This window comes from Kitasatospora misakiensis (assembly GCF_042656005.1).
GTDB classification, from domain to species: domain Bacteria; phylum Actinomycetota; class Actinomycetes; order Streptomycetales; family Streptomycetaceae; genus Kitasatospora; species Kitasatospora misakiensis.
The window spans coordinates 21,317-48,304 of sequence record NZ_JBHSOF010000005.1 but is presented as its reverse complement, the minus strand read 5'-3'; the positions used below and the strand labels follow the sequence as shown (position 1 = coordinate 48,304).

The following is a 26,988-nucleotide window of genomic DNA, read 5'->3' as shown; positions in this document are numbered from 1 at the left end:
AGGGTCACGCCCGCATGCTGACGTGACCTCATCAACGATCGAGCTATAGTTGAGAAATCAACTAGGTTCCAACGAGTCGGTTCTTCCCGATCCGTTGGATGTGAGAAACGGGAGGAACTCTTGTTCCGCCGATTGATCGCCGCAGTGGTGGTGATGGCCGGGCTGGCAGCGGCACTTGTCGTTCCGGCCTCCGCCGCCGATTTCCCTGCGGCCAGCACGGCCTTGGTCTCCTGGAACATGCAGGGGTCCAGTATCAAGGCGAAGACCGGCAGCAAGTGGACCAACGCGGTCCGGGCGCTGGCGATGCAGGTGCCGATCGTGATGCTTCAGGAGGCCGGCCCGGAGCTTCCCGCGCGCAGCGACCCACAGCCCAGCCAGACCTTCACCACGACCGACCAAGCGGGCGTCCAGCATCAGTACACCGTGCTGCACCACACCTGGGTCGTCGACACCGGTTACCGCAATCCCAATCCGACCCGTGAGGTCTACTTCCTGCAGACCCGCGACGACGCGGACAACCCGCGCCGGATCGGCGGCCGGGTCAACATCGCGCTCGTCACGAGGGAGGGGGCCGACGAGCTGCTCGTCGTCGGCAACCCGATCGACGCGGGCCGCAACGCGCTCGGTGCGCGGTTCGGCAACGAGTGGTACTTCACCTTCCACGGCCTGTCCAGCGGTGGCGGTGACTCCGCGGGGATGCTCACCGCCATCAGGGACCAGGTCGCGGCTCTCGGGACCCAGCGTGGCGTCACCTACCACGCGACGATCGGTGGCGACTTCAACGTCGAACCGGGGGACCTCTCTCAGCGGTCGAACTTCCCGCGGGGCATGGTGATCCACGGCTCGGGTCGGGCGACCCACCAGGAGGGTCACCAGCTGGACTACTTCGTCACCACCCACCCGAACCTCGACCCGGGGGTCACGGTCCGGTCCGACGGCAACTCCGACCACCGGCCGGTCCAGTTCAACCGGCTCAACGCGGCGGGGGCCACTCCGTCGCCCGCCGCCAGCCCCGAGATCGACGAACTCCGGGTGATGGCGGCCGGTGACGGGATCACGGTCGGTGCGAACAGCGCCGACGAGACCGGCTACCGGGACGAGCTGAACACCAGCGCGAAGGGCATCACCATCGCCGCGTTGTTCGGTGGCGCGGCCACGTTCATCATCAAGCGCACGGAATTCGTCGGCGAGCAGAAGAACGGCAAGCGCGGCGACCCCGACCACATGGGCTTCGACGGCAAGGGCATCGACGACATCCAGGCCCGGACGATCCCCGCGCTGCAGACGCTGCGGCCGAACATGATCACCCTGATCGCGGGCACGGCCGACCTGACCGGCGGTGCCGACGGCGCCGCGACAGCAGGGAAGATGCGGGGCTTCCTGGACGCGATCCACCGGACCTCGCCGACGACCACGGTCCTGCTCGGGACCCTGCCGCCGTCGACGAACCCGACGTACCAGGCCCGGATCGACGCCTACAACGACGCGCTCCGCACGATGGCCTACGCCAAGATGGACGGCGGCGCGCGGCTGGTGCTGGTCGACCTGGGCGCGGTCGGTCCGGAGGACATCACCAACGAGACCTACCCGACCGACGCCGGCTACAAGAAGATCGCGGAAGCCTTCGGCGAAGGCCTGCGGATCGCGCTCCTGCAGCGCATGATCAGCGGCCGCTCGTACGTCTGGCAGCCGATCGGCAAGATCCGGGACGCCGCCGCGACCGGCTCGAAGATCGCCTTCCCCGATCTGAACGGCGACGGCAAGGCCGACTACGCGGTGGTCGGTACGGACGGCAAGGTCACCGGCTGGCGCAACGACGACCCGCTCAAGGAAGCCGTCTCGCTGGGCGACATCAGCCCGGCCGACCGGGGGAACAACCCGAAGCTGGTCTACTTCGCCGACCTGGACGGTGACGGCAAGGACGACTACATCCGGATCCTGCCGGCGGCCGACTCGCCGACCGGCATCGCCGCGATGCGGATGTCGCGCAACACCAGCAGCGGCGGCACCATCAGCTGGGGCAGCGCGACGATCGTCGCGAACAACCTCGGCTACGAGCCGGAGCTGTACTTCGCCGACCTCGACGGCGACGGCCGCGACGACCTGATCACGCTGGACCGGATGAGCTTCCCGACCGCCTGGCAGAACAAGGGCAAGGGAATGCCGACCGAGGGCGGCTGGAAGAAGGTCGAGGGTTTCGCCACTCCGGGCGAGGCGCGCGGCGCGCAGGTCGCCTTCGCCGACATCACCGGTGACGGCAAGGCCGACACCGTCCGGGTCGAGTACACCACCGGTGAGGTCCGGGCCTGGCAGAACACCGGCGCGCCGTGGAGCGTCACCACCGGCTGGACGTCGCTGGGCGTGGTCCGCGCCGACGATCCGTTCCAGGGCACCATCGGGACCTTCGCCGACCTGAACGGCGACGGGATCCAGGACTTCGCCGTGACCCGCTCCGGTACGACCACGACGGCGAAGACCGCCGCCAAGTCGGCCGTCCGGACCGCTGTCCGGACCGCCGCCGAGGCGGCCGCCGCGAGCGGTGCCGGTGACATCGAGGGCTGGCTGGTGCCGAGCTACGGCGACGGCAGCCGCAGCGCCGGCGGCGCCGGTGACCTCGGGGTCAACGGCGGTGTCGGTGACCCGATGGAGTCGCACCCCGGTGGCGACGACGGCGGCCTGCGGCCGCGTGCGAACGGGGACTGCCGGCCGGAGGGTCTGGCGACCACGCCGGGCGTGGTGACGCCGTACTGCAGGGCCTATCAGAACGACGGCCGGGAATGGCTCGGTGAGGGCCGCAGCCGCCGGGTCGTGGGCTACTTCAACGGTGGCCGCACGGGCGCCGACGGCACGCCGCACTACCTGGTGAAGAACATCCCCTGGTCGAAGGTGACCCACCTCAACTACGCGTTCGCGTCGGTGGAGAACAACCGGATCAAGGTCGACGCGAACGCCACCCAGAAGGAGTGGCCCGGCGAGGTCGGCGCCGAGATGGACCCCTCGCTGCCCTACAAGGGGCACTTCAACCTGCTGACGAAGTACAAGCGCCTGCACCCGCGGGTGAAGACGCTGATCTCGGTCGGCGGCTGGGCCGGTACCGGTGGCTTCTACGCGATGACCACCAACGCCGACGGCTCCGTCAACCAGGGCGGGATCGACACCTTCGCCGGCTCGGTCGTGGACTTCCTGCGGACCTACGGGTTCGACGGCGTCGACATCGACTTCGAGTACCCCACCGTCCTGGAGGACACCGGCAATCCGGCCGACTGGGCGGTGTCGAACCCGCGTCGCAAGGGTCTGCCCACGACGTACGCCGCGCTGATGAAGACGCTGCGGGACTCGCTGAACCGGGCTTCGGTCGCGGACGGCAAGTACTACCTGCTCACCTCGGCGTCCTCGGCCTCCGGCTACCTGGCCCGCGGGATGGCGAACCAGACCGCGCTGGACTACCAGGACTTCACCAACCTGATGGCCTACGACTACCACGGCACCTGGAACGACGTCGTGGGTCCGAACGCGGCGCTGTTCGACGACGGCAAGGACCCGGAACTGGCCGATCAGTACGCCACTCCGGAGTACGGGAAGATCGGGTACTTCAACACCAGTTGGGCGATGAAGTACCTGCGTGGCGCGATGCAGGCCGGGCGCGTCAACATCGGTGTGCCCTACTACACGCGCGGCTGGCAGAACGTCACCGGCACGTCGGACGGTCTGTGGGGCAAGTCGCAGAAGCCGAACGGCTGCGAGCCGGGTACCGGCATCAAGCGGCCGTGCGGTGACGGTGCCTTCGGCATCGACAACATCTGGCACGACGAGACCAACAACGGCAGCGAGCTCGGCTCCGGGACGAACCCGCTCTGGCACACCAAGAACCTGGAGAAGAACATCACGCCGGTCTACGCGCCCAGCGTCGGGCTGAAGCCGGAGACCGACAGCACCGACCGGCGCACGGGCCAGTACACCCGGCACTGGGACAACACCACGAAGACCTCGTGGCTGTGGAACGCCGAGAAGAAGGTGTTCCTGTCGACCGAGGACGAGCAGGGCATCGACGCGGTCGCCGATCTGGTCAAGTCGACCGGTGCGGGCGGCGTGATGATGTGGGAGCTCGGCGGCGACTACTCCTGCCCGGCGGACGTCCAGCCGGACACCCCGTGCGGGATGGGGTACACGCTGACCACCCGGCTGAACGAGAAGCTGGGAAATATCGGTGCCTATGACAACAGTCTGCGCACCGGCAGCAGTGGTACCGCGCCGACGGTGACCGCCAACCTGAGCGTCGAGCTGGTCAACTACCCGACCAGCACGGCGAACCTGTGGCCGTTGCAGCCGACCGTCCGGATCACCAACAACACCGGGCGCACGCTCGGCGGCGGCAAGGACACGAAGCTGTCGTTCGACATTCCGGCCTCGACGTCACCGCTGGTCAAGGACGCCAACTGGCAGACCGGTGACCAGGGCGGCCAGTGGAAGCTGACGCCCGGTACGACCTTCCACCGGGTCAGCACGACGCTGGACTACTGCCAGATCATCCCGGCCGGGCAGTCGCTCGACCTGCCGATCATCTACTTCCTCCCGATCACCGGTCCGGTGAACACGAGTCTGTCGATCGGCGGTACGGCGTACGCACCGGTGACCGACAACCTCAAGGGACTCGGTACGGCGACCCCGCCGGCCGGTGGCTGCAGCGCCGGGAACTGGGACGCGGCCAAGGTCTACTCCCCGGCTAGTCAGCCGATCGAGCAGACCACGGTCAAGTACAACGGCAAGGTCTGGAAGGCCAAGTGGGAGACCAAGGGCAGCACCCCGGGCACCGGGGCCGACGCCGACCACGAGCCCTGGAAGCTGGTCGGCAGCGCCGGCTGACCCTTCTCGGCCACCCGGCCTGACACCCCATATTTTGATCGAATAACCGGAGAGTGCTTCTGACCTGCAACGACGGGACCTGTCCAGGGTCCTGTTGGCTGCACGGACAGAAGCACTCTCCGCGTCGTTTCCCATGCTGAATCGGACGCATGTCCGGCGAGTAAGTGCCAGATGTGTCAGATCTATTGACGCCTTGTCATGTCTCTCTATGATCCTAGGTGCCCCAAGGTCAAACATAATTCAATGCTCCATGGCACAAAGTCACACAGTCACGCACGCCATCACCAGCTCGTCACGCCTGTCAGGCCCGCGACAAGCGGGTTCCCCCTTGCCACCCCCAGGAAGGAACCCATGATTCCCATACGGCTACCCAAGCGGCTGCTGAGTGTCCTCGCAGCCACCGCACTGGTGCTCACCGCCGGCGTCACCGCCGCCACCGCCGCCACCGCCGCCACCACCGCCACCGCCGTCTCCGACGCCGGCGCGACCGCCGAGGTCGCGCCGGGCAGCCCCGCGCCGACCCCGCCGCTGGGCTGGAACAGCTGGAACAGCTTCGGCTGCGGCGTCAACGAGTCACAGGTCCGTCAGGCCGCCGACGCGATGGTGTCCTCGGGCATGAAGGAGGTGGGATACCAGTACGTCGTCGTCGACGACTGCTGGTTCGACCCGCAGCGCGACAACGCGGGCAACCTGCGGGCCCAACCGAACCGGTTCCCCAGCGGAATGAAGGCGCTCGGGGACTACATCCACGGCAAGGGCCTGAAGTTCGGCATCTACCAGGCGCCCAACGAGCGCACGTGTGCGCAGGGCGTGGGCAGCTACTCCGGCGCCACCGGCAGCAAGGGCCACGAGGTCCAGGACGCGAACACCTTCGCCTCCTGGGGCGTGGACTTCCTCAAGTACGACTGGTGCGAGCGCAGCGGCACCCTGGACCAGCAGGTCGCGCAGTTCACCCTGATGCGCGACGCCCTGCGCGCCACCGGCCGCCCGATCGTCTACAGCATCAACTCCAACAGCCTCCACGCCATCACCGGCGCCACCTACGACTGGGGCAAGATCGCCGACCTCTGGCGGACCACCGAGGACCTGCTCGACATCTGGCAGAACGGCAACACCAACAGCTACCCGATGGGCGTGGGCAACGTCCTCGACATCGACGCGCCGCTGGCCGCCCAGTCGGGCCCGGGCCACTGGAACGACCCCGACATGCTGGTCGTCGGCCGGCCCGGGCTGTCGCTGACCGAGTCCCGTTCGCACTTCGCCCTCTGGTCGCTGCTCTCGGCACCCCTCATCGCGGGCAACGACATCCGGACCATGTCCGGCGACATCAGCGCCGTCCTGCGCAACCCCCGTCTGGTGGCGGTGAACCAGGACCCGCTGGGCGCGGGCGGACGCCGGGTGCGCGACGACGGCGACACCGAGGTGTTCGCCAAGGCCCTGGCCGACGGCTCGGTGGCCGTGGGCCTGTTCAACCGGGGAGGCGGCACCGCGACCGTCACCACCACGGCCGCGCAGGTCGGCCTCGGTGGAGGGTCGTTCACCCTCACCGACCTGTGGACCGGCGGCACGTCGAGCACGTCCGGCCAGATCTCGGCGAGCGTCCCGGCGCACGGCGTCGCCGTGTTCAAGGTGACCGGCGGCAGCCCGCTGGCCGCCACCACCGCACGCCTGCGCGGCACCGGGTCCGGTCGCTGCCTGGACGTGAGCCGCGCCGCCACCACGGCCGGGTCGACCGCGGTGATCTGGGACTGCCACACCGCCGCCAACCAGTTGTGGACCACGTGGGCCGGCGGCGAGGTCCGCGTCTACGGCGACAAGTGCCTGGACGCCGACCACGCGGGGACCGCCAACGGCACGAAGGTCCTCATCTGGCCCTGCAACGGCCAGAACAACCAGAAGTGGACCGCGCAGGCCGACGGGTCGCTCCGCAACGTCAACGCCGGGCTCTGCCTGGACGCCGACCACGCGGGAACCGCCAACGACACGGCGGCCATCCTGTGGAGCTGCAACGGTCAGAACAACCAGAAGTGGAGCGCGCTCGCGCCCGCGTAGTCCGACAGGGCGTGTCCGACGGGAACAGGGCAGTCCCCGCAGCGGCAGTCGAGCTGCGGGGACTGCCCTGTCGAGGTAACTCAGCCCTGGTACTGGACGACGATCCTGGTGAACTCGTACGGGGACTGCGCGACGCCGCTGCACGCGTCGGCGTCGGTGCCGGAGCCGCAGGCGCGGTCGCGGTTGACCGACCAGAACGAGAACCGGGCCAGGTGGTGCTGCTGCGCGTACCCGAGGATGGTGCGGAAGTCGGCGGTGGTCACGGTCTCGCCCGCCTCGTCGGTCTTGCCGTTCATCGAGGAGACGCCGATGTGCCGGTACGCGGCGTCGTCGCTGTAGCCGTACGCGCTCTTGACCGCCGCCTTCAGGCCTTCGAGCGCGCCGACCGAGGCCTGCCCCATGGTGCCGCTGTGGCCGCCGAAGTCGAACGGCATCACCACCCAGCCGTCGTTGGCCAGGCCCGCCGCCGCGCCGCGCTTGATGAGGTCCTTGCCGGTGGCGTCCGGGCCGGTGGGGGTGGTGCCGAGGGTGATGTAGGTGACGATGCCTGGGTTCCTGGTCTTGACGATCTTCAGTGCGTCGACCACCCGCTGACGGACCGTCGCGTTGCCGAACTCGGTGTTCTCGATGTCGATGTCGAAGGCCTTCAGCTTGTAGGCGTCGATCACCTTCTGGTAGGCGGCGGCCAGCGCGCTCGCGCTGGAACACTTCTCGCCCAGCTTGTTGCCGCTCCACCCGCCGACCGAGACGACCACGTCGCCGCCGGCCGCCCGGATCGACTTGATCGCGGCCTCGTCGGACCCTCCGGTGAGCGGCCGGCTGCCGTCCCACTTCGGGTTGCAGCCGCCGTCGGAGAGGATGAAGGCCAGGGTGAACCACTTGACGCCGGTCGCCTTCATGACGTCGGTCGGCTTCTGCGGGCTGCCCCAGCCGAGGTACTCGTAGGGTGCGGCGGCCATGCCCGGCACGGCCGCGGCGGCGGTGTCCGCGCGGGCGGGGTCCGCCGCGGCGGTGCTCACCGGGGCGAGCAGCAGGGCGGCCGGACCGAGGGTGGCGGCCAGCAGCGGGGCGGTGAGGCGGACTCCGATGGTCTTGCGCATGTCAACTCGCTTTCGTCGATCCACTGCTTCGTCGATCCACTGCACGGGGGTGACGGCAGGTCAAGGGGGCCGGGAGGGGCGCCCGTGGCGGACGACGGCGGTCCGCGGCGGGTGTCTCACAGAATCGGGGCACCGGGGCTGCGGGGTCAATGGATTTGGTTAGGAAAGCTTCCGAATGGTTGGGAGGGTGCCCGGTACGGTGGGGGTGACGGGCGCGGATCGGGTGCGGGGAGTGGTGCGGATGGCCGACGTGGTGCGGGTCGGACTGGTCGGGTTGGGGGTCATCGCGCGGACCCACCTCGCGGTGCTGGCCGAACGGGCGGACGTGGAGCTGGAGTTCACCGTGGATCCGGGCCAGGAGGAGGGCCCCGGGTTCCGTGGCGGGCGGCCGGCCCACTACCGGGGGCTGGCGGAGGCGCTGGCGGTACACCGGCCGGACCTGATCGTGCTGGCCACGCCCACCGACACGCATGTGGAGCTGGCCCGGGAGGCGTTGCTCGGCTCCACGGCGCGGGTACTGGTCGAGAAGCCGATCTCCCATGACCTTGCCGCGCTCGCCCGCCTGGAGGATCCGGCAGAGCTGCCGGAGCAGGCGGACGTGCACGGCCGGCTGTTCACCGCCCACCACTTCGCCTTCTCGCCGGAGGTGGCGTGGGCCGCCGCGCTGATCGCCGGTCACCCCGAGTGGGGGCCGGTGACGACGATCACCTCGGCCTTCCACGACCCCTATGTGCTCACGGGGGAGGCCGCGTTCGCCGTCTACGGCTCCAGCTGGGTCGACTCCGGGGTCAACCAGCTGAGCATGTTCACCCGCTTCGTCGAGTTCACCGAACTCACCGGCGCCCGGCTGACGGACGGCGGCGCGACCGCCTGGTGCACGGCGGAGTTCCGCTCCCGGGGCGCGACGGGCACGGCCCGGCTGCGCAGCAGCTGGCTCACCGGGATCAGCAGCAAGGGGAGCTGCCTCGCGCTCGCCGGCTCGGGCGTCGAGGTCTGGCTCGACCACACCGCGATGACCGGATTCGCCGCCCGGGGCGGCGAGTTGCTCGACGCGTTCGGCAACGACGGCCGGACGGACCGGAAGGTCGCGCACTACCGGCCGCTCTACGCGAGCCTGCTCTCCGACCGTCCCGACCCGGTGCTGGGCTTCGAGGCGGCGGCGAGGATCGCCCGGATCCACCACGCGGTGCCGCGCGACTGAGCCGAGACCCGCCCCGGCCGGGGCGGGTCTCGGGAGAACGGCGGAACCTCAGGAGCCCAGGGGGAGCGGGCGGATGTCGGGCCAGGTGGCGTCGACGTGGGCCTCGCAGGCCTCCTCGGTGCCGGTGAAGCCGGTGGGCCGCCAGCCGGCGGGGGCGGGGAGGTCGGCGGGGAAGAGGGCGTGCTGCCGGGCGTCGTTGACCAGGACGGTCCAGAGCGGGGCGGGGGTGTCGGGCACGGGGACTCCGGGGGAGGGGAGGGGAGCGGGCGGCGGGCGGTCGGGTCAGCGGAAGCCGCCGTCGATGCGGAGGACCTCGCCGGTGAGGTAGCTCGCCCGGTCGGAGAGGAGGAAGGCGACCAGGTCGGCCACCTCCTCCGGGCGGCCGAGGCGGCGCAGGGCGATCTGTTCGAGGGACTGCTCGACGGCCTCCTCGGGGAGCTGGGCGACGAGGTCGGTGTCGATGTAGCCGGGGGCGACCACGTTGGCGCGGATGCCGTAGCGGCCGACCTCCTGGGCCAGGGAGCGGGTGAAGCCGATGATTCCGGCCTTGGTCGCCGCGTAGTTGGTCTGGCCGGGGTTGCCGCAGATCCCGGCGACGGAGGAGAGGTTGACGATGGCGCCGTGCCGGCGCAGCGCCATGCCGTCGACGACCGCGCGGCAGGCGTGGTAGACGCCGCTGAGGTTGACCTGGAGGACGTCCTGCCAGTCCTGGTCCTCCATGAGCAGCAGCGGGGTGTCGCGGAGGATGGCCGCCGAGGTGACCAGCGCGGTGATCGGGCCGAGCGCGTCCTCGGCGCCGTCGACCAGGTCGCGGACGGCCTCGGCGTCCGCGACGTCGGTCCGGCGGACGTAGGCGGTGCGGCCGAGGTCCAGCAGCTCCTTCTCCAGGGCGCGGGCGGACTCGGCGTCGGCGCTGTAGCAGAGGGCGAGGTCGTAGCCGTCCTCGGCCAGCCGCAGGGCGGTGGCGCGGCCGATGCCGCGGGTGCCGCCGGTGATCAGCGCGACGGGGTTGGCCGTCCGGTTCATCGGGTGCCTTTCGGGTCGGAGAGGTCGGGTGAGGGGAAGCGCCGGTCAGCTGGCCGGGCGGTTGCGGACGCGGTGGCGCAGCTCGGCCAGCGGGAGGTCCGGGTGGTGGGCCAACAGGTCCAGGACGAAGGGCCACTGGCGCATCATGGCGGCCATCGAGCGCGGGTCGATGCGGTCCGGCGAGTACAGCCAGAGGCCGCGCAGGCCCGCGTCGGACTCGTGCATCATCAGGTAGAGGTCGGCGTTGTGCGGGCGCATCTCGGTGATCAGCTCCGGGATCACCTCGGCGTCGCCGACGTTGAGGTTCAGCGGAGCCGCCGTCAGGCCGTGCAGGGCCAGCGGCTCGCCCGCGACGTTGAGCAGGTTGAAGAGCAGCCGCAGCGGGTTGTGGTCCTCCCCGGCGTCCCGGCGGAGCTGCCGCAGCGGGACCTCCTGATGCCGGTGGGCGTCCAGGACGCCGGCGCGGACGGCGGCGACCAGGTCGCGGACGGTCGCGTCGGCGGCCGGCCGCGGGCGGACCACGACCGGGTTGATGAAGAAGCCGATCATCTGCTCGGTCTGCGGGTGTTCCCGCCCGGCGAGCGGGAAGCCGACCGCGAGGTCGCCGGCCGCGGCCTCGCCCTGGGCGTAGCTCCGGAGCAGCAGCTGGAAGGCGGACAGCAGCAGCATGAAGAGGGTCACGCCCTCGCGGTGCGCGGCCTCCTTGAGGGCCGCGGTGATCGCGGGCTCCAGGACGAAGCCGCTGGTGAAGCCGGTGACGGCGCCGGCCCGCTGGTGCTCGGGCGCCTCGAACCGGGGCAGCGCCGGCAGGTCCGCCAGCAGCCGCTCCCAGTGCCCGACATGCTCGTCCAGCACGCCGTCCGCCAGCCGTCGCCGCTGCCAGGCCGCCCAGTCCGGGTACTGGACCGCGGGCGTGGGGAGGACCGGCTCGCGGCCCAGGACCCGGGCGGTGTACAGCTCGCCCAGCTCCCGGCCGAGCAGGGCGTACGACCACAGGTCGACGACGATGTGGTGCAGCACCAGGACCAGCACCCACTCGTCGGGGCCGGTGGCGATCAGGGTGCCCCGTACCAGCGGGCCCTCGGCCAACCGGAACGGGCGGTCCACCTCGGCCTCGACCAGGCGCCGCAGCGCCTCCGGCCGGTCGGCCGCGGGCTCGTCGCGGAGGTCGACGGTGGCCAGCGGCCAGCCGCCGACCGGGTCGACCAGCTGGCGCCAGGAGTCGGGGCCGTCCCCGACGATCCTGGTCCGCAGGGCCTCGTGGCGGCGCACGACGGCGTCGAGGCTGTCGCGCAGCGCCGCCGGGTCGAGGGTGCCGCTGAGGACGGTCGCGGTGATGACGTTGTGGTGCGAGGCCTCCGGGTCGACGGGCTGGTGCATGATGTCCAGCTGGGCGAAGGAGAGCGGCACGCCGTGGGTGCGGTCGGCGGGCGGGACGGTGCCGCTGCTCGGGGTGGCCCGGGCGGTCCGGGCGGGCCGGGGGCGTCGGGTGGACGCGGGCCGGGCGGGCGGCGGGCCGCCGGCGCCGGGCAGGGCCGCGCAGCTGCCGACGGCCTTGAGCACGGCGAACCAGGTCTCGGCCAGTTCGCGCACCTCGGGCTCGGTCAGCGGGCCCTCCGCCCACGTCCAGCCGGCCGCCAGCCGGGGGCCGTCGGGGCCGTCGTAGCTGACGGCGTTGAGCTCCACCGGGTGGGTGAGCAGGCCCGCCGGCGCGTCCGGGTCGCCCAGGGCGAGGGCCGCGTCGGCGGTGACCGGGGCCCAGGGGGTGTCCGGTCCGGCGTCGGCGAAGCGGCCGAGGTAGTTGAACGCGACCTGCGGGGCGGGCAGTTCGGCCAGCGCCGGGGCGGTGTCGGGGTTGAGCCGGCGCAGCAGGCCGTGGCCGAGGCCGTCACCGGGCAGCGCGGCCAGCTGCTCGCGGACCCGGACGACGGCGGCGGCCAGCTCGGTCCCGGCCTCCGTCACCTGCGGCCAGCTCAGCGGGCCGGGCGCGAGCCGGACCGGCTGGACGCTGGTGAACCAGCCGACGGTGCGGGAGAGGTCGACCCCGTCGGCGAGGTCCTCCTGGCGGCCGTGGTTCTCCACGGCGACCAGCACGCCGCCGGCCGGGGCGCCGTCGACCAGCACGCCGTCGGATGAGGCGTCCCGGGGTGCGCGGCGGCGGCGCCACTCCTCCAGGGCGATGCCGAACGCGGCGAGCAGCACGTCCTGCACGCCGGTGTGGAAGGCGCCGGGGGCGGTGCCGAGCAGCGGGGCGGTGTCCTCGGGCGGCAGGGTGAGGACCAGCCGGCCGGTGCCGGTGGCCGCCGGGCCGGGGGCGGGCAGCAGAGCCGGCGTGCCGGTCAACAGCTCCTGCCACGCGGGGAGTTCGGCGAGCCGGTGCGGGGCGCCGGCCTCGGCGGCCAGCAGCTCGGACCAGCGGCGCACCGAGGTGCCCACCGGGGCCAGGAGCACCGGGCGGTCCGCCAGGACGGCCTCGCCCGCGGTCCGCAGGTCCGGCAGCAGGATCCGCCAGGACACCCCGTCCACCACCAGGTGGTGCAGGACCAGCAGCAGCCGCCCCGGCGCGTGCTCCCCGGCGTCCAGCCAGACGGCGCGGAGCATCACCCCGGCGGCCGGGTCCAGCCGGCGCCGGGCGTCGGCGGCCAGGGCGGCGGTCAGCGCCCGCAGCCCCTCGGCGTCCAGGCCGGCCGCGTCCACCCGGTCCAGGCGATCGGCGACCTCCACCGAGCCGACCGGGCCGGCCTCCAGCGCCCAGCGGCCGTCCGCCCGGACGAGCAGCCGGGAGCGCAGTACGGCGTGGTGGTCCACCAGGGCCCGGAGCGCGGCGGTGAGCCGCGGCAGGTCCAGCGCGCCCGCCGGCGGCAGGGCGACCACCGCCTCCTGGCTGAACTCGTCGATGCTGAACCGGCCGATCGGGTCGTCCAGCGTTCGCAGCCACTCGACGATCGGGGTGGGCGCGATCTCGCCGATACCGGAGTCCTCCGGCCCGTCGGCGCCCTCGGTGCCGTCCGCGGGGACGGCGACGGCGGCCAGCGCGGCCACCGACTGGTGGGCGAAGACGTCCCGCGCGCCGATCACCAGCCCGGCGGTCCGGGCCTGGGAGACCACCTGGATCGCCTGGATGCTGTCACCGCCGAGGTCGAAGAAGCCGTCCTCGGTGCCCACCTCGGGCAGCCCGAGCACCTCGGCGTAGACCGCGCACAGCGTCTCCTCGACCGGCGTGCGCGGACGGCCCGAGCCGGCGGCCGGGACGAACCCGGGGGCGGGCAGCCGGTCCCGGTCCACCTTGCCGTTGGGGGTGAGCGGCAGCGCGTCGAGCACCACCACCGCGGCCGGGACGAGGTACGGCGGCAGCTGCGCGGCGAGCCCGGCCCGCAGCTCCGCCGGGTCCGGCGCCGCCCCGGGGCGGGGGACGAGGTAGCCGACCAGCGTGCGCTGCCCCGGCCGGTCCTCCCGGACCGTCACCACGACCTGGGCGGCCTCCGGGTGGGCGGCCAGCGCGGACTCGATCTCGCCCAGCTCGATCCGGAAGCCCCGGACCTTCACCTGGTGGTCGGTGCGGCCGAGGAAGTCCAGCCGACCGTCCGCCCGCCACCGCGCGAGGTCCCCGGTGCGGTACATCCGCGATCCGGGCGGACCGTACGGGTCGGGCAGGAAGCGGCGCGCGGTCAGGCCCGGCCGGCCCAGGTAGCCGCGGGCCAGGCCGGCGCCCGCCACGAACAGCTCGCCGGGCACGCCGGCCGGCACCGGCCGCAGCCCCTCGTCCAGCACGTACACCCGGGCGCCCGCGATCGGGCGGCCGATCGGCGGGGCGCCCTCGCCGGGTACCAGCGGGTCGGTCAGGGTGGCGCACACCGTGGTCTCGGTCGGCCCGTAGGCGTTGACCATCCGCCGGCCGGCCGACCAGCGGTCGACCGTCCCCGCCGGGCAGGCCTCGCCGGCGACCACCAGGGACAGCCCCGTCGGCAGCCCGCCGTCCGGCACCGCGGCCAGCACACTGGGCGGCAGCGTCACATTGGTGACGCCGTACCGCTCGCAGGTCCGGGTCAGCGGCTCGCCGGGGAGCAGCTCCTCCTTCGGGACGACGACCAGCGCCGCGCCGGTCAGCAGCGCGTCGCAGCGCTCCGCCACCGAGGCGTCGAAGCTCGGCGAGGCGAACTGCAGCACCCGGCTGTGCCCGTCCAGCCCGAAGCCCTCGGCCTGCGCCGCGACCAGGCCCGGGATGCCGGTGTGGGTGACCACCACGCCCTTGGGGGTGCCGGTGGAGCCCGAGGTGTAGATGACGTAGGCGGCGTGCGCCGGCGTCAGCGGCTCCGCCCGGTCGGCGTCGGTGGGCGCGGCGGCGGGGCTCGCGGCCAGCTCCCGCAGCAGCTCAGGACCGTCCAGCCGCAGCACCGGGACGTCGCTCTCCGGCAGCGCGCCGGCCGACGCGCCGTCGGTCAGCAGCAGCACCGGGCGGGCGTCGCGGAGCAGGAAGTCGATCCGCCGTGCCGGGTAGTCCGGGTCGACCGGCAGGTAGACGGAGCCCGCCTTGACCACGGCCAGCATCGCCACCACCGACCGGGCCGAGCGCGCCAGCGCCACCGCGACCGGCCGCTCCGGGCCCGCGCCACGGGCGATCAGCAGGTGGGCCAGCCGGTTGGCCTCGGCGTCCAGCCCCGCGTACGTCAGCTCCCGCTCGGCGTCGACGAGCGCGGTCCGGTCCGGGGTGCGGGCCGCCTGCGCCTCGAACAGCTCGGACAGGGTGGCGGCGGGCAGCGCGCGGGCGGCGCCGTTCCACTCGGTCAGCAGCCGGTGGCGCTCGCCGGGGGCGAGCAGCTCGACCTCGCCGATCGGGCGGTCCGGCGCGGCGCAGACCGCCAGCAGCATCCGCCGCAGCCGCTCGGCCAGCAGCTCCACGGTGCCGGGGTCGAAGACGTCGGCGTTGTACTCGACCACCCCGTCGATCCCGGCGGGCGCGCCGTCGCCAGGCGTGCGCCGGCCGGTCAGCGAGAACACCAGGTCCATCCGGGCCCCGCCGCTGGCCACCGGCACGGCCTCCTCGGCCAGACCGGGCAGGCCGAGCACCGCGTCGGGGACGTTCTGCCAGGCGAGCAGCACCTGGAACAGCGGGTGGTGGGCGGTGGAGCGGCTCGGCCGCAGGGCGTCCACCAGGAACTCGAAGGGGACCTCCTGGTGGGCGTACCCGTCCAGGGCGCGCTCGCGGACCCGGGCCAGCAGCTCCCGGAAGCTCGGCCGGCCGCCGGCGTCCACCCGCAGCACCAGGGTGTTGACGAAGAAGCCGACCAGCTCCTCGGTGGCGGCGTCGGTGCGCCCGGCGACGGTCGCCCCGACCGGGAGGTCCTCCCCGGCGCCGAGCCGGTGCAGCAGGGCGGCCAGGGCCGCGTGCACCACCATGAACTCGCTCGCGTCGTGCCGGCGCGCGAGCGCGGCGACGGCGGTGTGCAGCTCGGCGTCCCAGCGCAGGGCGACGGTGCCGCCGCGGTGGGTGGCCGCGGCCGGGTGCGGCCGGTCGGTGGGCAGCGCGATCCGCTCCGGCAGACCGTCCAGGGCCCGGCGCCAGTGGGCGAGTTGACGGTTCCACACGCTGTCCGGGTCGTCCCGGTCGCCGAGCAGACCGCGCTGCCACAGGGTGTAGTCGGCGTACTGGACGGGCAGCGGCGCCCAGTGCGGCGGGCGGCCCTCGCGGCGGGCCGTGTAGGCGGTGGCGAGGTCGCGCCCGAGCAGGGCGACGGACCAGCCGTCGGCGGCGATGTGGTGCACCACCAGGACCAGCGTCTGCCGCTCAGGGCCGTGCACCAGCAGCTCGGCGTGCAGTGGCAGCTCGCCGGCCAGGTCGAAGCAGTGCCGCGCGGCCGCCCGGACGGCCGGTGCCGCGTCGGCCTCGGGCAGTTCGGTCACCGTCAGCGCGGGACGGGCGGCGGCCGGGTCGAGGACGTGCTGGCGCGGCACGCCGCCGGTGTCGGGGAAGACGGTGCGCAGCGCCTCGTGCCGCTCCACCACGTCGGCGAGCGCGGTCCGCAGGGCGTCGGCGTCCAGGAGGCCGGTGAGGCGCACCGCCATCGGGATGTTGTAGGTGGCGGCGGGGCCCTCCAGGCGGTCGAGGAACCAGAGCCGGCGCTGGGCGAAGGAGAGCGGCAGCTCGGCGGGCCGGGCCTGCGGGGCGAGCGTGGGCCGGGGGTCCCCGGCACCGGGCCGCCCTGGGGCGTCGCCGGCGAGCCGGTGGGCCAGTCCGGCCACCGTCGGGGTCTCGAACAGCGCCCGGACCTGGACCTCGGCGCCCAGGGCGGCGCGGATCTGGGAGACCAGCCGGGTGGCGAGCAGCGAGTGGCCGCCGAGCTCGAAGAAGCTGTCGTGGACGCCGACCGCGGGCACCCCGAGCACCTTGGCGAACAGCGCGCAGAGCGCCTCCTCCTGCTCGTCGCGCGGGGCGACGTACACCGAGTCGAGGTCGCGGCGGTCGCCGTCGGGCGCGGGCAGCGCCTTGCGGTCGGTCTTGCCGTTGGGGGTCAGCGGCAGGGCGTCCAGCAGGACGAACGCGGACGGGACCATGTAGGCGGGCAGGCGTTCGGCCAGGGCGGTGCGGAGCACCGGGACGAGCCGGAGGGCGAGCCGGCGGCGGGTGCCGCTGACGTACCGGCCCCAGTCCGGCTCCTCCGGCGGGAGTTCGGCGGTACGGGGGAGGGCGCAGACGGGTGTGCCGTCGGCGTCGAGCCGCCGGGCGACCAGGGCGAGGGCGCCGTCGGGGCCGTGCTCGGACCAGTCGAGGTCGATCCGGTAGCCGAGCGCCTCGCCGAGGGCCCACAGCTCCTCGGGGTCCACGGCCTCCGGGCGGTCGGCGGGCCGGTCGGCGGACGCCTTGGTGGGTGGTTCGGTGGACGGCTCGGCCGTCGGCCCGGTGCCGGTGAGCTGCCCGAGGGTGTCGGCGAGGTCCCGGAGCCGGGCGTTGGGCACCCCGCGGACGGTCAGCAGCGCGGGCCGCCGTGCCGTCAGCCGCTCGCGCAGCGCGGCCACGGTCAGGCCGTCGGCCGTCCAGTCGAGCGGGACGGACTCGGTGGCGGGCTCGGTGGCGGGCTCGGTCACGGGCTGCGCGGTGCTCAGGACGACGTCGTAGCGGAAGCGGGTCAGCTCATTGGCGGTGGCGGCCCGCTTGGGCAGCACACGGACCTCGTCGACGGCCGGGAAGCGCCGCGGCAGGGCGGTGAACAGCCGTGGGTCGAAGACGAGTTCCTCGTCCTCCGCCAGGTGGCGGCGGGTCCGGGCGAGCACCTGGGCGGCAGGGAGGCCCGGTTCGGCGTGCGCGAGCTGGACCGACAGGTGGAAGGACTCCAGCAGCGGCAGGCTGCGGATGTCGCCGAGGAACAGCGAGCCGCCCGGGGCGAGCCGGGGCAGCGCGCCCTCGATCACCCGCAGCAGGTAGCGCTCGTCGGGGAAGTACTGGACCACCGAGTTGAGCACGATGACGTCGAAGAGCCGCTCGGGCAGGAGGTCGAGGCGGTCGGCCGGGCAGGGGTGCAGCGCGACCTCGCCGAGGGTGTCGGCGGAGCCGTCGACGACCTTGCGCAGTCCGGTGAGGGCGACCTCGGAGATGTCGGTGCCCCAGTACCGGTCGACGTGCGGCGCGACCCGCTGGAGGATCAGGCCGGTGCCGCAGCCGATCTCCAGCACCGAGCGGGGGCGCAGGCCGAGCACCCGCTCCGCGGTGCGGTCGGCCCACTCGCGCATCTCGCCGGCGGGGATCGGCTCGCCGGTGTAGCTGCTGTTCCAGCCGCGCAGGTCCTCGCCGGGGATCCCCGGGGCCGCGGCGGTGGCGGCAGGTGCGGTGGCGGGCGCGGCGGCAGCCGGGTCGACGGGCGTCGCGGCGTCGTCCGGGCCGTCGTAGGCGGTGTCCCAGATCCGGCGCCACTCCTCGACCTGGTCCGGCCACTCCTCCGCCGGGCCGGTGCCGCCGTCGGCCGCCGGCACCAGGTAGGCCACCAGCCGCTGGTCCCCGGGCACGTCCTCACGGACCGTCACCACCGCCTGGCCGACCTCCGGGCGCCGGGCCAGCTCGCTCTCGATCTCGCCGAGCTCGATCCGGAAGCCGCGCACCTTCACCTGGTGGTCCAGCCGCCCGAGGAACTCGATGCCGCCGTCCCGTCGACGGCGCACCAGGTCCCCGGTCCGGTACAGCCGGTCCTCCGGCCCCGCCCCGAACGGGTGCGGGACGAACCGCTCGGCGGTCAGCTCCGGCCGGCCCAGGTAGCCGCGGGCCAGCCCGGCGCCGCCGATGTACAGCTCGCCGGGCACTCCGGGTGGCGTCAGCCGGCCCTGCTCGTCGAGCACGTGCAGTTCGGTGTTGGCGATCGGCGCGCCGATCGAGATCGGGCCGTCGCCGACCTCGGCCACCGCCGACCAGATGGTGGTCTCGGTGGGCCCGTACATGTTCCACAGCCGCACGCCGCCGGCCCGCAGCCGCCGGGCCAGGTCGGCGGGCAGCGCCTCGCCGCCCGCCAGCGCCTTCAGACCCGGCGCGCCCTGCCAGCCCGCGTCCAGCAGCATTCGCCAGGTGGACGGCGTGGCCTGCATGACGCTCGCCCAGGAGGCGGTCAGCAGCCGGGCGAGCTGTTCGCCGTCGGCGGCCGTGCCGCGCTCGGCGACCACCAGCCGGGCGCCCGTCACCAGCGGCAGCAGGAGTTCCAGCAGCGAGATGTCGAAGGAGTGGGTGGTGACCGCGAGCAGGGTGTCCTCCGGGGCGAGGCCCGGCCGTTCCTCCATCGACCGCAGGAAGTTGGCCAGCGCCCGGTGCGGGACCTGGACGCCCTTCGGTCGCCCGGTCGAGCCCGAGGTGTAGATGACGTAGGCGAGGTCGTCCGCCGTCACCGTGGCCGCCGGCTCCTCGCCCACCTCGTCGAACTCGTCCGGCTCGTCCAGGCAGAGCACCTCGGCGGTGGTCGCGGGCAGCCGCCCCGCCACCGGGCGCTGGGTGAGCAGCACCGGCAGGCCCGAGTCGGCCAGCATGTACGCGATCCGCTCCGGCGGGAACTCCGGGTCGATCGGGACGAACGCGCCGCCCGCCTTCAGCACCGCCAGCAGCGCCACCACCAGGTCGACCGAGCGCTCGGTGCAGACGCCCACCAGGACGTCCCGGCCGACGCCGCGCCGCCGCAGCCGGTGGGCCAGCCGGTCGGCGCGCCGCGCCAGCTCCGCGTAGTCCAGCGCCTCGGTGCCGCAGCGCACGGCCTCGGCGTCCGGGGTGCGGGCGGCCTGCGCGGCGAACCGGTGGTGCACGAGACCCGCGTCGGGCCACTCCCGGCGGGTGCCGTTCCCCTGCTCGCGCAGCCGCCGCTCCTCCTCGGCCGGGAGCAGTGGCACCCGGCCGACCGGCACGTCCGGCTCGGCGAGCAGGTTCTCCACCAACAGCCGTAGGTGGCCGGCCAGTTGGTCGACGGTGGCGGCGTCGAAGAGGTCGCTGTTGTACTCGAAGCGGCCGCTCAGGCCCTCCGGCCGGTCGAAGACCTGGAGCTCCAGGTCGAAGCGGGCCGTGCTGCCGGCCACCTCCATCGGCTCCAGGTGCAGGCCCGCCACGTCGAAGGAGGGCATCGCGATGTTCTGGAAGACGAAGGAGACCTGGAACACCGGGGTGCGGGAGAGGTCCCGGCGCGGGTGCAGCTCCTCCACCAGCCGCTCGAACGGCAGCTCCTGGTGGGCGAAGGCGCCCAGGCAGACCGGCCGGACCCGGCCCAGCAGCTCGCGGAAGGACGGCGCGCCGGACAGGTCGGTGCGCAGCGCCAGCATGTTGGCGAAGTAGCCGATCAGCCGCTCGACCTCGGGGCGGCCCCGGTTGGCGACCGGCACGCCGACGACGACGTCCTCCTCCCGGGTGTAGCGGTGCAGCAGCACCTGGAAGGCGGCGAGCAGGGTCATGAACGGCGTGACGCCCTCCGCCCGGCTGAACTCGCGGACCCGGTCCATCAGCGGGGCGGGCAGCGCGAACGGGCGCGAGCCGCCGCGGGTGCTCTGCACGGCGGGCCGGGGGCGGTCGGTGGGCAGTTCCAGGGCGGCCGGCGCGCCGGCGAGCGTCCGCTTCCAGTACTCCAGGTCGGCCGTCGCCCCGTCGCCGTCGAGCCGCTTGCGCTGCCACACCGCGTAGTCGGCGTACTGGATCGGCAGTTCGGGCAGCGCGGGCTCGGTGCCGCCGGCGTACGCGCCGTAGAGCGTGACCAGCTCGTCCAGGAACACCGAGGTGGACCAGAGGTCGCCGGCGATGTGGTGGATGGTCAGCAGCAGGACGTGTTCGTCGGCGGCCAGCCGCAGGAAGCGCATCCGCACCAGCGGGCCGGTGGCCAGGTCGAACGGGCGGGCGAACTCCTCGCGGGCCAGGGCGTGCAGGCCGGCCTCGCCGTCCGGGCCGGCCAACTGCTCGCACGGTACGACGGCGAACTCCGGCTCGGCGCCCTCGGTGACCACCTGGACGGGCTCGCCGTCCACCTCGCGGAAGGTGGTGCGCAGGGCCTCGTGGCGGCGGGCGATCGCGGAGACGGCGCGCCGCCAGAGGTCCAGGTCGAGCGGGCCGCGGATCCGGGTGGCGCCGCAGACGTTGTAGGCGGTGTCGCCGGGCGTCAGCTGGTCCAGGAACCACATCCGCTGCTGCGGGAAGGAGGCCGGGAACCGGTGCTGCCGGGGCTCGGGGGCCTTCGGTCGGCCGGCGGCCCGCTTGCGGCGCAGGTGTTCGGCGAGCAGGGCCCGCTTCTCGGCGGCCGAGAGCTGAGCGGGGTCGGGGGTGGTCATGGCACGTCCGTCCTCGTGTGTGTCGCGGGCGCTCATTCCTGGTCCCCCAGGTCGGCGGACTCCTCGGCGAGCAGGGCCTGGAGGCGGGCCTCCACCTCTTCGTCGGACAGGCCGTCGAGCCCATCAGGGTCGTCGGTGCCGTCTGCCCCGGTGCCGTCTGCCCCGGTGCCGTCGGCCGTGTCGCGGCTCAGGGCCTCGATGCTGTCCCCCGCCCCGGCCCCGCCGCCTCCGGACCCGTCCAGCAGTTCGACGGTGTGCGCGACGGTGGGGGAGTGGAAGAAGTCCCGCAGGTCGAGCTCGGTCCCGAAGCGGCTCTGGATCCGGGTGTTGATCTGCACGGCGGCCAGCGAGTGGCCGCCCAGCGCGAAGAAGTCGTCGTGCACCCCGACCTCCTCGACTCCCAGGACCTCCCGCCAGAGCGCCGCGACGGCCTCCTCCCGCTCGGTGGCCGGCGCCACGAACGGGGTCGGCAGGTCGGGCCGCGGGTGGCTGCCGCCCAGCGGCGCCAGGTGCTCCAGCTCCCGGGCCAGCAGCGCCGGGGTGATCGAGCGGGCCAGCCGGCGCAGCGCGGTGAAGTCCTGCGGGGTGACCACCAGATGGGCGGGCAGCGCGGGCTGCGCCAGGATCCGGGCGAACGCGGCCCGGCCGTCCGACTCGGTGAAGCCCTCGCCGAGCGCCGCCAGCGCCCCGGTCGCCGCCGTCGCCGCGGACCCCGCGTCGGACTCGGCCTCCTCGCCCGCCGACTCGGCCTCCGCGACGGTCTGCGCGATCTGGGCCAGCAGGGCCTCGACGTCATTGATCCGCTTGACCGTGAAGTCGGTGACCCGGACCAGCAACCGGCCCTCGGGATCGAGGAGTTCGAGGTCGCAGGTGAGCGTCTCGCCGGTCGACCCGGCCGGGTGCCTGATCTCCACGGAGACCTCCACCGTGCCGGTCAGCGGGTGCAGGATCCGCAGGCTGCGGTAGGTCAGCGGCAGGTAGTACGGGTCCTCGGCGTGCAGCCGGAAGACGCCGCCGGCCATGTCGAGCAGCGCCGGGTGCAGCGGGAGGTCGGCCAGGTCGCCGAGGAAGGCGTCGTCCAGCCGGAGGGTGGCGAGCATCCGCCGCCCGCCGGTGCGGATCGTCTTCAGCACCTGCCAGCGCGGGCCGAACCAGAACTGCAGCGGCCCGCCGCCCTCCTCGAAGCGCTCGACGCCGAGCCGGCGGCGGATCTCCTCCTCGGTCTCCAGGACCTCGGTCACCTCGCAGCGGGCCGCCACCTCGGCCAGGTCGCGCACGACGTCCTCGCCGCGCTCGTGGAACGAGGCCGAGCCGGTGGCGTGGTCGCGCCACGGGGCGCCCGCGCCGGGGCGGCTGCGGACCGTGAAGTGCGGGCGGCCGTCCCGCTCCTCGATCGTGGTGTACACCGTCCGGTGCTGCCCGTCGGGGACGATCACCGGCGTCATGAACAGCACGTCGTGCAGCTCGATCTCGCGGTCGCCCGCTTGCTCGGCGAGCGCGGCGCGGACGAGTTCGAGGTAGGCGGTGCCCGGCACCAGGCCGTGGCCCATCAGCCGGTGGTCGTCGACGATCCAGTGGTCCGCGGTGGAGAGCACCGTCTCGAAGACGCGGGTGGTGCCCTCGGTATGGACCGGACGCAGCAGCGGGTGGCCGCCCGCGCCGGGCTCGGCGCCCGCTCCGGCGGAGGCCGCCCGGGCGGTGAGCCCGGCGGCCATGCCGACGCCCTCCCAGGTGCCCCAGCCGAGCGAGGTCACCGGACGGCCCTGCCGGCGCCGCTCCTGGGCGAAGGCGTCCAGGAAGGCGTTGGCCGCGCCGTAGTCGCTCTGGCCGGGGCCGCCGAGGACGGCGCTGACCGAGGAGCAGAGCAGGAAGAAGTCCAGCGGGTCGGCCGCGCAGAGCCGGTCCAGCAGCAGGGTGCCGAGGGTCTTCGCCGCCAGCACGCCGTCGGCGTCCTCGCGGGTGCGGCGGGCGAGCATCCCGGTGGACGGCGCCCCGGCCGCGTGCACCACGCCGTTCAACGGGCCGAACCGCGCGCGCAGTCCGGCGAGCGCGGCGGTGAGCGCCGGCTCGTCGGTGACGTCGGCCCGCAGGACGACGATCCGCGCGCCGCGCTCCCGCAGCCGGTCGAGCCGGCGGATCCGGGCACTGGTCGGGTCCTGCTCGCCGTGCGCGGCCGGCCAGTGCGGCCAGGCCTCCTCGGCGGGGAAGTCGGAGCGGCCGAGCAGAGCCAGCACGGGCGCGTCGGCGCGCTCCACGAACTGCTCGGCGAGCTGCTCGGCGAGGGCCAGGCCGACCCCGCCGAGGCCGCCGGTGACCAGGTAGACGCCGCCGTCGCGCAGGAGCGCGGGTGTGGTGGGGTCGTCGGCGTCGTCGGCCGGGAGCGGGAGGGCGTCGAAGTCGCGGACCCACCAGTGCCGGCCGCGCAGGGCCAGGTCGCGCTCCTCGGTGTCGCGCAGCAGCAGCTCGTGCACGGCGCGCACCGCCTCCTCCGCCGGGGCGGCCGGGTCGGTCCCGGTGACGTCCAGCAGGCGGCAGCTGACGTCCGGCAGCTCCTGGGGGATCACCGTGCAGGGGCCGGCCAGCAGGGCCTGCTCGGGCCGGAGCGGCTCGTCGCCGGTGACGGCGTGGACGCCCCGGCAGAGCACGTCGACGGCGACCGGCACGGCCGGGCGGGCGTCGGTGAGGGCCTGGGCGAGGGCGGTCAGGCTGTCCAGGCCGAGCCGGCGGGCCTCGGTCAGCCGGGCCGCGGTCAGCCGGGCCTCGGCGGTGTCACGGGAGGGGCCGTCACCCGGTTCGTCGCCGAGGCTGAAGAGGTGCACCAGGCGGATCGACGTCGCGCCCCGGAGGTCCAGGGCGCCGAGCAGCTCGGCGGCCTGCGCGCGGTCGGCCGGGTCCAGCGACCAGGAGCGCGCGCCGCGGGCGTGCAGGCCGGGGACGCGCAGCCCGTCGCCGCGCGCGGAGCCGTCCTCGACGCCGACCCGGACCACGGCGGCGCCCTGCCCGGCCAGCCGCCCGGCCAGCGCGGCGCCGAGGCCGGTGCCGTCACCGAGCACCACCCAGAGCGGCTCGCCGCCCCCGGCCGACCGCCGGGCGGCCTGCGGCGCGAGGCGCTTCCAGCCGGGCGTGCGGAACCAGTCCCCGATCGGCACCGGGCCGGCCGGCCGGTCCTCCGTGACGGGGACGGCGGTGCCGGCGGTGCCGGCGGACGGCTCCGGGTCCACCCAGTAGCGCTGCCGCTGGAAGGCGTAGCCGGGCAGCCGCAGCACCCGGCCGTCGGCGCCCGGCCGCAGGGCGTCCCGCTCGACCGGCACGCCCGCGCTCCACAGCGCGCCCAGGCCCTGGCGCAGCCGGACCAGGTCGTCCTCCCGCTCCTGCGGGTGGCGCAGCGAGCCGACCACCGTCCGGCCCTCCTGCCAGGCGTCGTGCCGGCGGACGAAGTCGCCGAGGGTGCGGCCCGGGCCGACCTCCAGCAGCACCCAGGACGGGTCGGCGAGCAGCAGGGCGGCGGCGTCGGCGAAGCGGACCGGCTGCCGCAGGTGGCGGCCCCAGTACTCCGGGTCGGTCGCCTCCTCGTCGGTGATCCAGGTGCCGGTGACGTTGGAGCAGAACGGGATCAGCGGCGGGCTCGACCGCACCGCGCGGGCCGCCTCGACCAGCGGTCCGACGGCGCCGTCCATGGCCGCCGAGTGGAAGGCGTGCGAGGTGTGCAGCCGGCGGCAGGGGACGGCGGCCGCCTTGAGCCGCCGCTCCAGCCCGTCCACCGCCTCGGTGGGGCCGGAGACCACGCTCAGCCCGGTGGAGTTGAGCGCCGCCACGGCGAGGCCGTCGCCCCCGGCCAGCCACGGCGCGAGGTCCGGCTCGGACAGGAACACGGTGAGCATCGACCCGGCGGGCATGCCCTGGACCAGCCGGCCCCGGGCCGCCACCAGCCGCACCGCGTCCTCCAGCGGGAACACGCCCGCCAGGCAGGCCGCGACGTACTCGCCGACGCTGTGGCCGACCATCGCGTCCGGCCGCACGCCCCAGGCGTCCCACTGCCGGGCCAGCGCGTACTCCACCAGGAACAGCGCGGGCTGGGCGAACTCGGTACGGGTCAGCCGCTCCGCCGCCGCCTCGGCCTGCCCGGGCGCGGGGAACAGCAGCGCCCGCGGGTCCTCGCCCAGCTCGGCCGCGAACAGCTCGGCGCAGCGGTCGAGTTCGGCCGTGAACACGGGCTCCCGGCGGTACAGGCCGCGGGCCATGTCCACGTACTGGGTGCCCTGGCCGGGGAACAGGAAGGCCACCCGGGCCCCGTCGACCGCCTCGGCCGTCCCGGCGGCGGTCACGGCGCGCAGCGCGGCCACCGCCTCCGCCCGGTCCCGGGCCACCACGGCGCGGCGCCGGCCGAACGCGCGCCGGCGGTGGGTCAGGGTGTGGGCGAGGTCGTCGAGCCGTACCTCGGGGTGGGCGTCCAGGTGCTCGGCGAGCCGCCGTGCGCCCTCGGCGACGGCCTCCGCGGTGCGCCCGGACAGCGGCAGCAGGACGGGCGCGGCGTCCTCCTCGGCGGCGGACGAGGCAGAGGCCGGGGCCGGGGCGGGCTCTGGGGCCGGTCCCTCGCCCAGCACGAGGTGCACATTGGTGCCGCCGATGCCGAAGGAGCTGACGCCGGCCCGCCGCGGCTCCGCGCCCCGGGGCCACGGCCGCAGCCGGTCGTTGACGAAGAACGGGCTTGAGTCCAGGTCGAGTTCGGGGTTGGGCTTGGTGAAGTGCAGGGAGGGCGGGATCGCCTCGTGCCGCAGCGCCAGCACCGTCTTGATCAGCGCGGCGACCCCGGCGGCGGCGTCCAGGTGGCCGATGTTGCCCTTCACCGAGCCGATCGCGCAGAAGCCGGTGGAGTCGGTGTCTGCGGTGTCCGCAGCGGACTCGGTGTCCTCGGCGTCCGAGGTGGACTCGCGGAACGCCCGGGTCAGCGCGGCGAGTTCGATCGGGTCGCCGAGCGCGGTGCCGGTGCCGTGGGTCTCCACGTAGCCGACCGAGCCGGCGCCGACCCCGGCCATCGCCAGCGCCTCGGAGACCACCGCCGCCTGGCCGTCGACGCTCGGCGCGGTGTACCCGGCCTTCAGCGAGCCGTCGTTGTTGACCGCCGAGCCCAGCACCACGGCGTCCACGGTGTCGCCGTCGCGCCGCGCGTCGGCCAGCCGGCGCAGCACCACCACGCCCACGCCGTTGCCGGGCACGGTGCCGGCCGCCGCCGCGTCGAACGGCTGGCAGTGCCCGTCGGGGGAGAGGATGCCGCCCGGCTCGTACTGGTAGCCCTGCTCCAGCGGGGAGCCGACCGACACGCCGCCGGCCAGGGCCACGTCGCACTCGCCGTTGAGCAGGCTCTGGCAGGCCAGGTGGACGGCGGTGAGCGAGGTCGAGCAGGCGGTCTGCACGCTCAGCGCCGGGCCGGTCAGGCCGAGCTTGTAGGCGACCCGGGTGGCCAGGAAGTCCTTGTCGGAGGCGAGCATCGTCTGGTACGGGCCCGCCGAGTCGAAGACCCGGCGGTTGGCCGTGACGTTGTGCAGCAGGTAGGTGTTCATCCCGGTCCCGGCGAACACCCCGATCCGGCCCTCGAAGTCCTCCGGCACGCAGCCGGCCGACTCCAGGGCCTCCCAGGCGCACTCCAGGAACACCCGGTGCTGCGGATCCATGATCTCGGCCTCGCGCGGGCTGTAGCCGAAGAAGGCCGCGTCGAAGCGGTCGGCCTCCGCGAGCACGCCCTTGGCCCGGACGTAGCCGTCCCGGCCGGACACCTCCGGGTCCACCCCGGAGGCGCGGAGCTCCTCCTCGGAGAGGACGGCGATCGACTCCCGGCCCTCCTCCAGGTTCCTCCAGAAGGTGTCGACGTCGGGGGCGCCGGGGAAGCGGCCGGCCATCCCCACGACGGCGATCTGGTCGAGTTCTTCGGACATCTCCGGCATCGGGATCACCTGTCGCTCTCTCACATCGCGCTCT

8 protein-coding genes are annotated in these 26,988 nt (G+C 74.0%); 3 read left to right on the top strand and 5 right to left on the bottom strand.

What is annotated here, in order from left to right; all coding sequences use genetic code 11:
• Positions 1-237 precede the first annotated feature (237 nt).
• Positions 238-4,863 carry a glycosyl hydrolase family 18 protein gene (locus tag ACFP3U_RS06150; RefSeq protein WP_380224179.1) on the top strand — a complete coding sequence of 1,542 codons (4,626 nt, stop codon included), beginning with the start codon at positions 238-240 and terminating at the stop codon, positions 4,861-4,863.
• Between the two features lie 351 nt (positions 4,864-5,214).
• Positions 5,215-6,915 (top strand): glycoside hydrolase family 27 protein, encoded by a 1,701-nt coding sequence (locus ACFP3U_RS06145; RefSeq protein WP_380224178.1) that lies wholly within the window; start codon positions 5,215-5,217, stop codon positions 6,913-6,915.
• 80 nt (positions 6,916-6,995) lie between these two features.
• Here the strand turns inward: ACFP3U_RS06145 and ACFP3U_RS06140 are convergent, their stop codons facing one another.
• Positions 6,996-8,015 (bottom strand): chitinase, encoded by a 1,020-nt coding sequence (locus tag ACFP3U_RS06140; RefSeq protein ID WP_380224177.1) that lies wholly within the window; start codon positions 8,013-8,015, stop codon positions 6,996-6,998.
• Positions 8,016-8,256: 241 nt separating this feature from the next.
• On the opposite strand from ACFP3U_RS06140, the gene ACFP3U_RS06135 reads away from it, so the two are divergent.
• Entirely contained in the window at positions 8,257-9,216 is a 960-nt protein-coding gene (locus ACFP3U_RS06135; RefSeq protein ID WP_380224176.1) for a Gfo/Idh/MocA family protein, read from the top strand.
• Positions 9,217-9,264: 48 nt separating this feature from the next.
• Here ACFP3U_RS06135 and ACFP3U_RS06130 read toward each other — a convergent pair whose 3' ends face one another.
• The 4 genes from ACFP3U_RS06130 to ACFP3U_RS06115 are packed head-to-tail and all read right to left on the bottom strand — an operon-like array spanning position 9,265 to position 26,954.
• Positions 9,265-9,453, bottom strand: coding sequence for an MbtH family NRPS accessory protein (locus ACFP3U_RS06130; protein ID WP_380224175.1), 189 nt, complete (start codon positions 9,451-9,453; stop codon positions 9,265-9,267).
• Positions 9,454-9,498: 45 nt separating this feature from the next.
• A complete protein-coding gene (gene fabG / locus ACFP3U_RS06125) occupies positions 9,499-10,242 on the bottom strand; it encodes a 3-oxoacyl-ACP reductase FabG (protein WP_380224174.1) in 744 nt (247 codons plus the stop codon).
• Between the two features lie 45 nt (positions 10,243-10,287).
• Complete coding sequence (locus ACFP3U_RS06120) at positions 10,288-21,012, bottom strand: amino acid adenylation domain-containing protein (RefSeq protein ID WP_380224173.1); 10,725 nt, start codon at positions 21,010-21,012, stop codon at positions 10,288-10,290.
• Between the two features lie 32 nt (positions 21,013-21,044).
• Entirely contained in the window at positions 21,045-26,954 is a 5,910-nt protein-coding gene (locus tag ACFP3U_RS06115; protein WP_380224172.1) for a type I polyketide synthase, read from the bottom strand.
• Positions 26,955-26,988: the final 34 nt, after the last annotated feature.

Coding starts and splice junctions, on each gene's coding strand:
- ACFP3U_RS06115 (WP_380224172.1), bottom strand. CDS start 26,954: ATGCCGGAGATGTCCGAAGAACTCGACCAGATCGCCGTCGTGGGGATG.
- ACFP3U_RS06150 (WP_380224179.1), top strand. CDS start 238: ATGCAGGGGTCCAGTATCAAGGCGAAGACCGGCAGCAAGTGGACCAAC.
- ACFP3U_RS06135 (WP_380224176.1), top strand. CDS start 8,257: ATGGCCGACGTGGTGCGGGTCGGACTGGTCGGGTTGGGGGTCATCGCG.
- ACFP3U_RS06120 (WP_380224173.1), bottom strand. CDS start 21,012: ATGACCACCCCCGACCCCGCTCAGCTCTCGGCCGCCGAGAAGCGGGCC.
- ACFP3U_RS06140 (WP_380224177.1), bottom strand. CDS start 8,015: ATGCGCAAGACCATCGGAGTCCGCCTCACCGCCCCGCTGCTGGCCGCC.
- ACFP3U_RS06145 (WP_380224178.1), top strand. CDS start 5,215: ATGATTCCCATACGGCTACCCAAGCGGCTGCTGAGTGTCCTCGCAGCC.
- fabG (WP_380224174.1), bottom strand. CDS start 10,242: ATGAACCGGACGGCCAACCCCGTCGCGCTGATCACCGGCGGCACCCGC.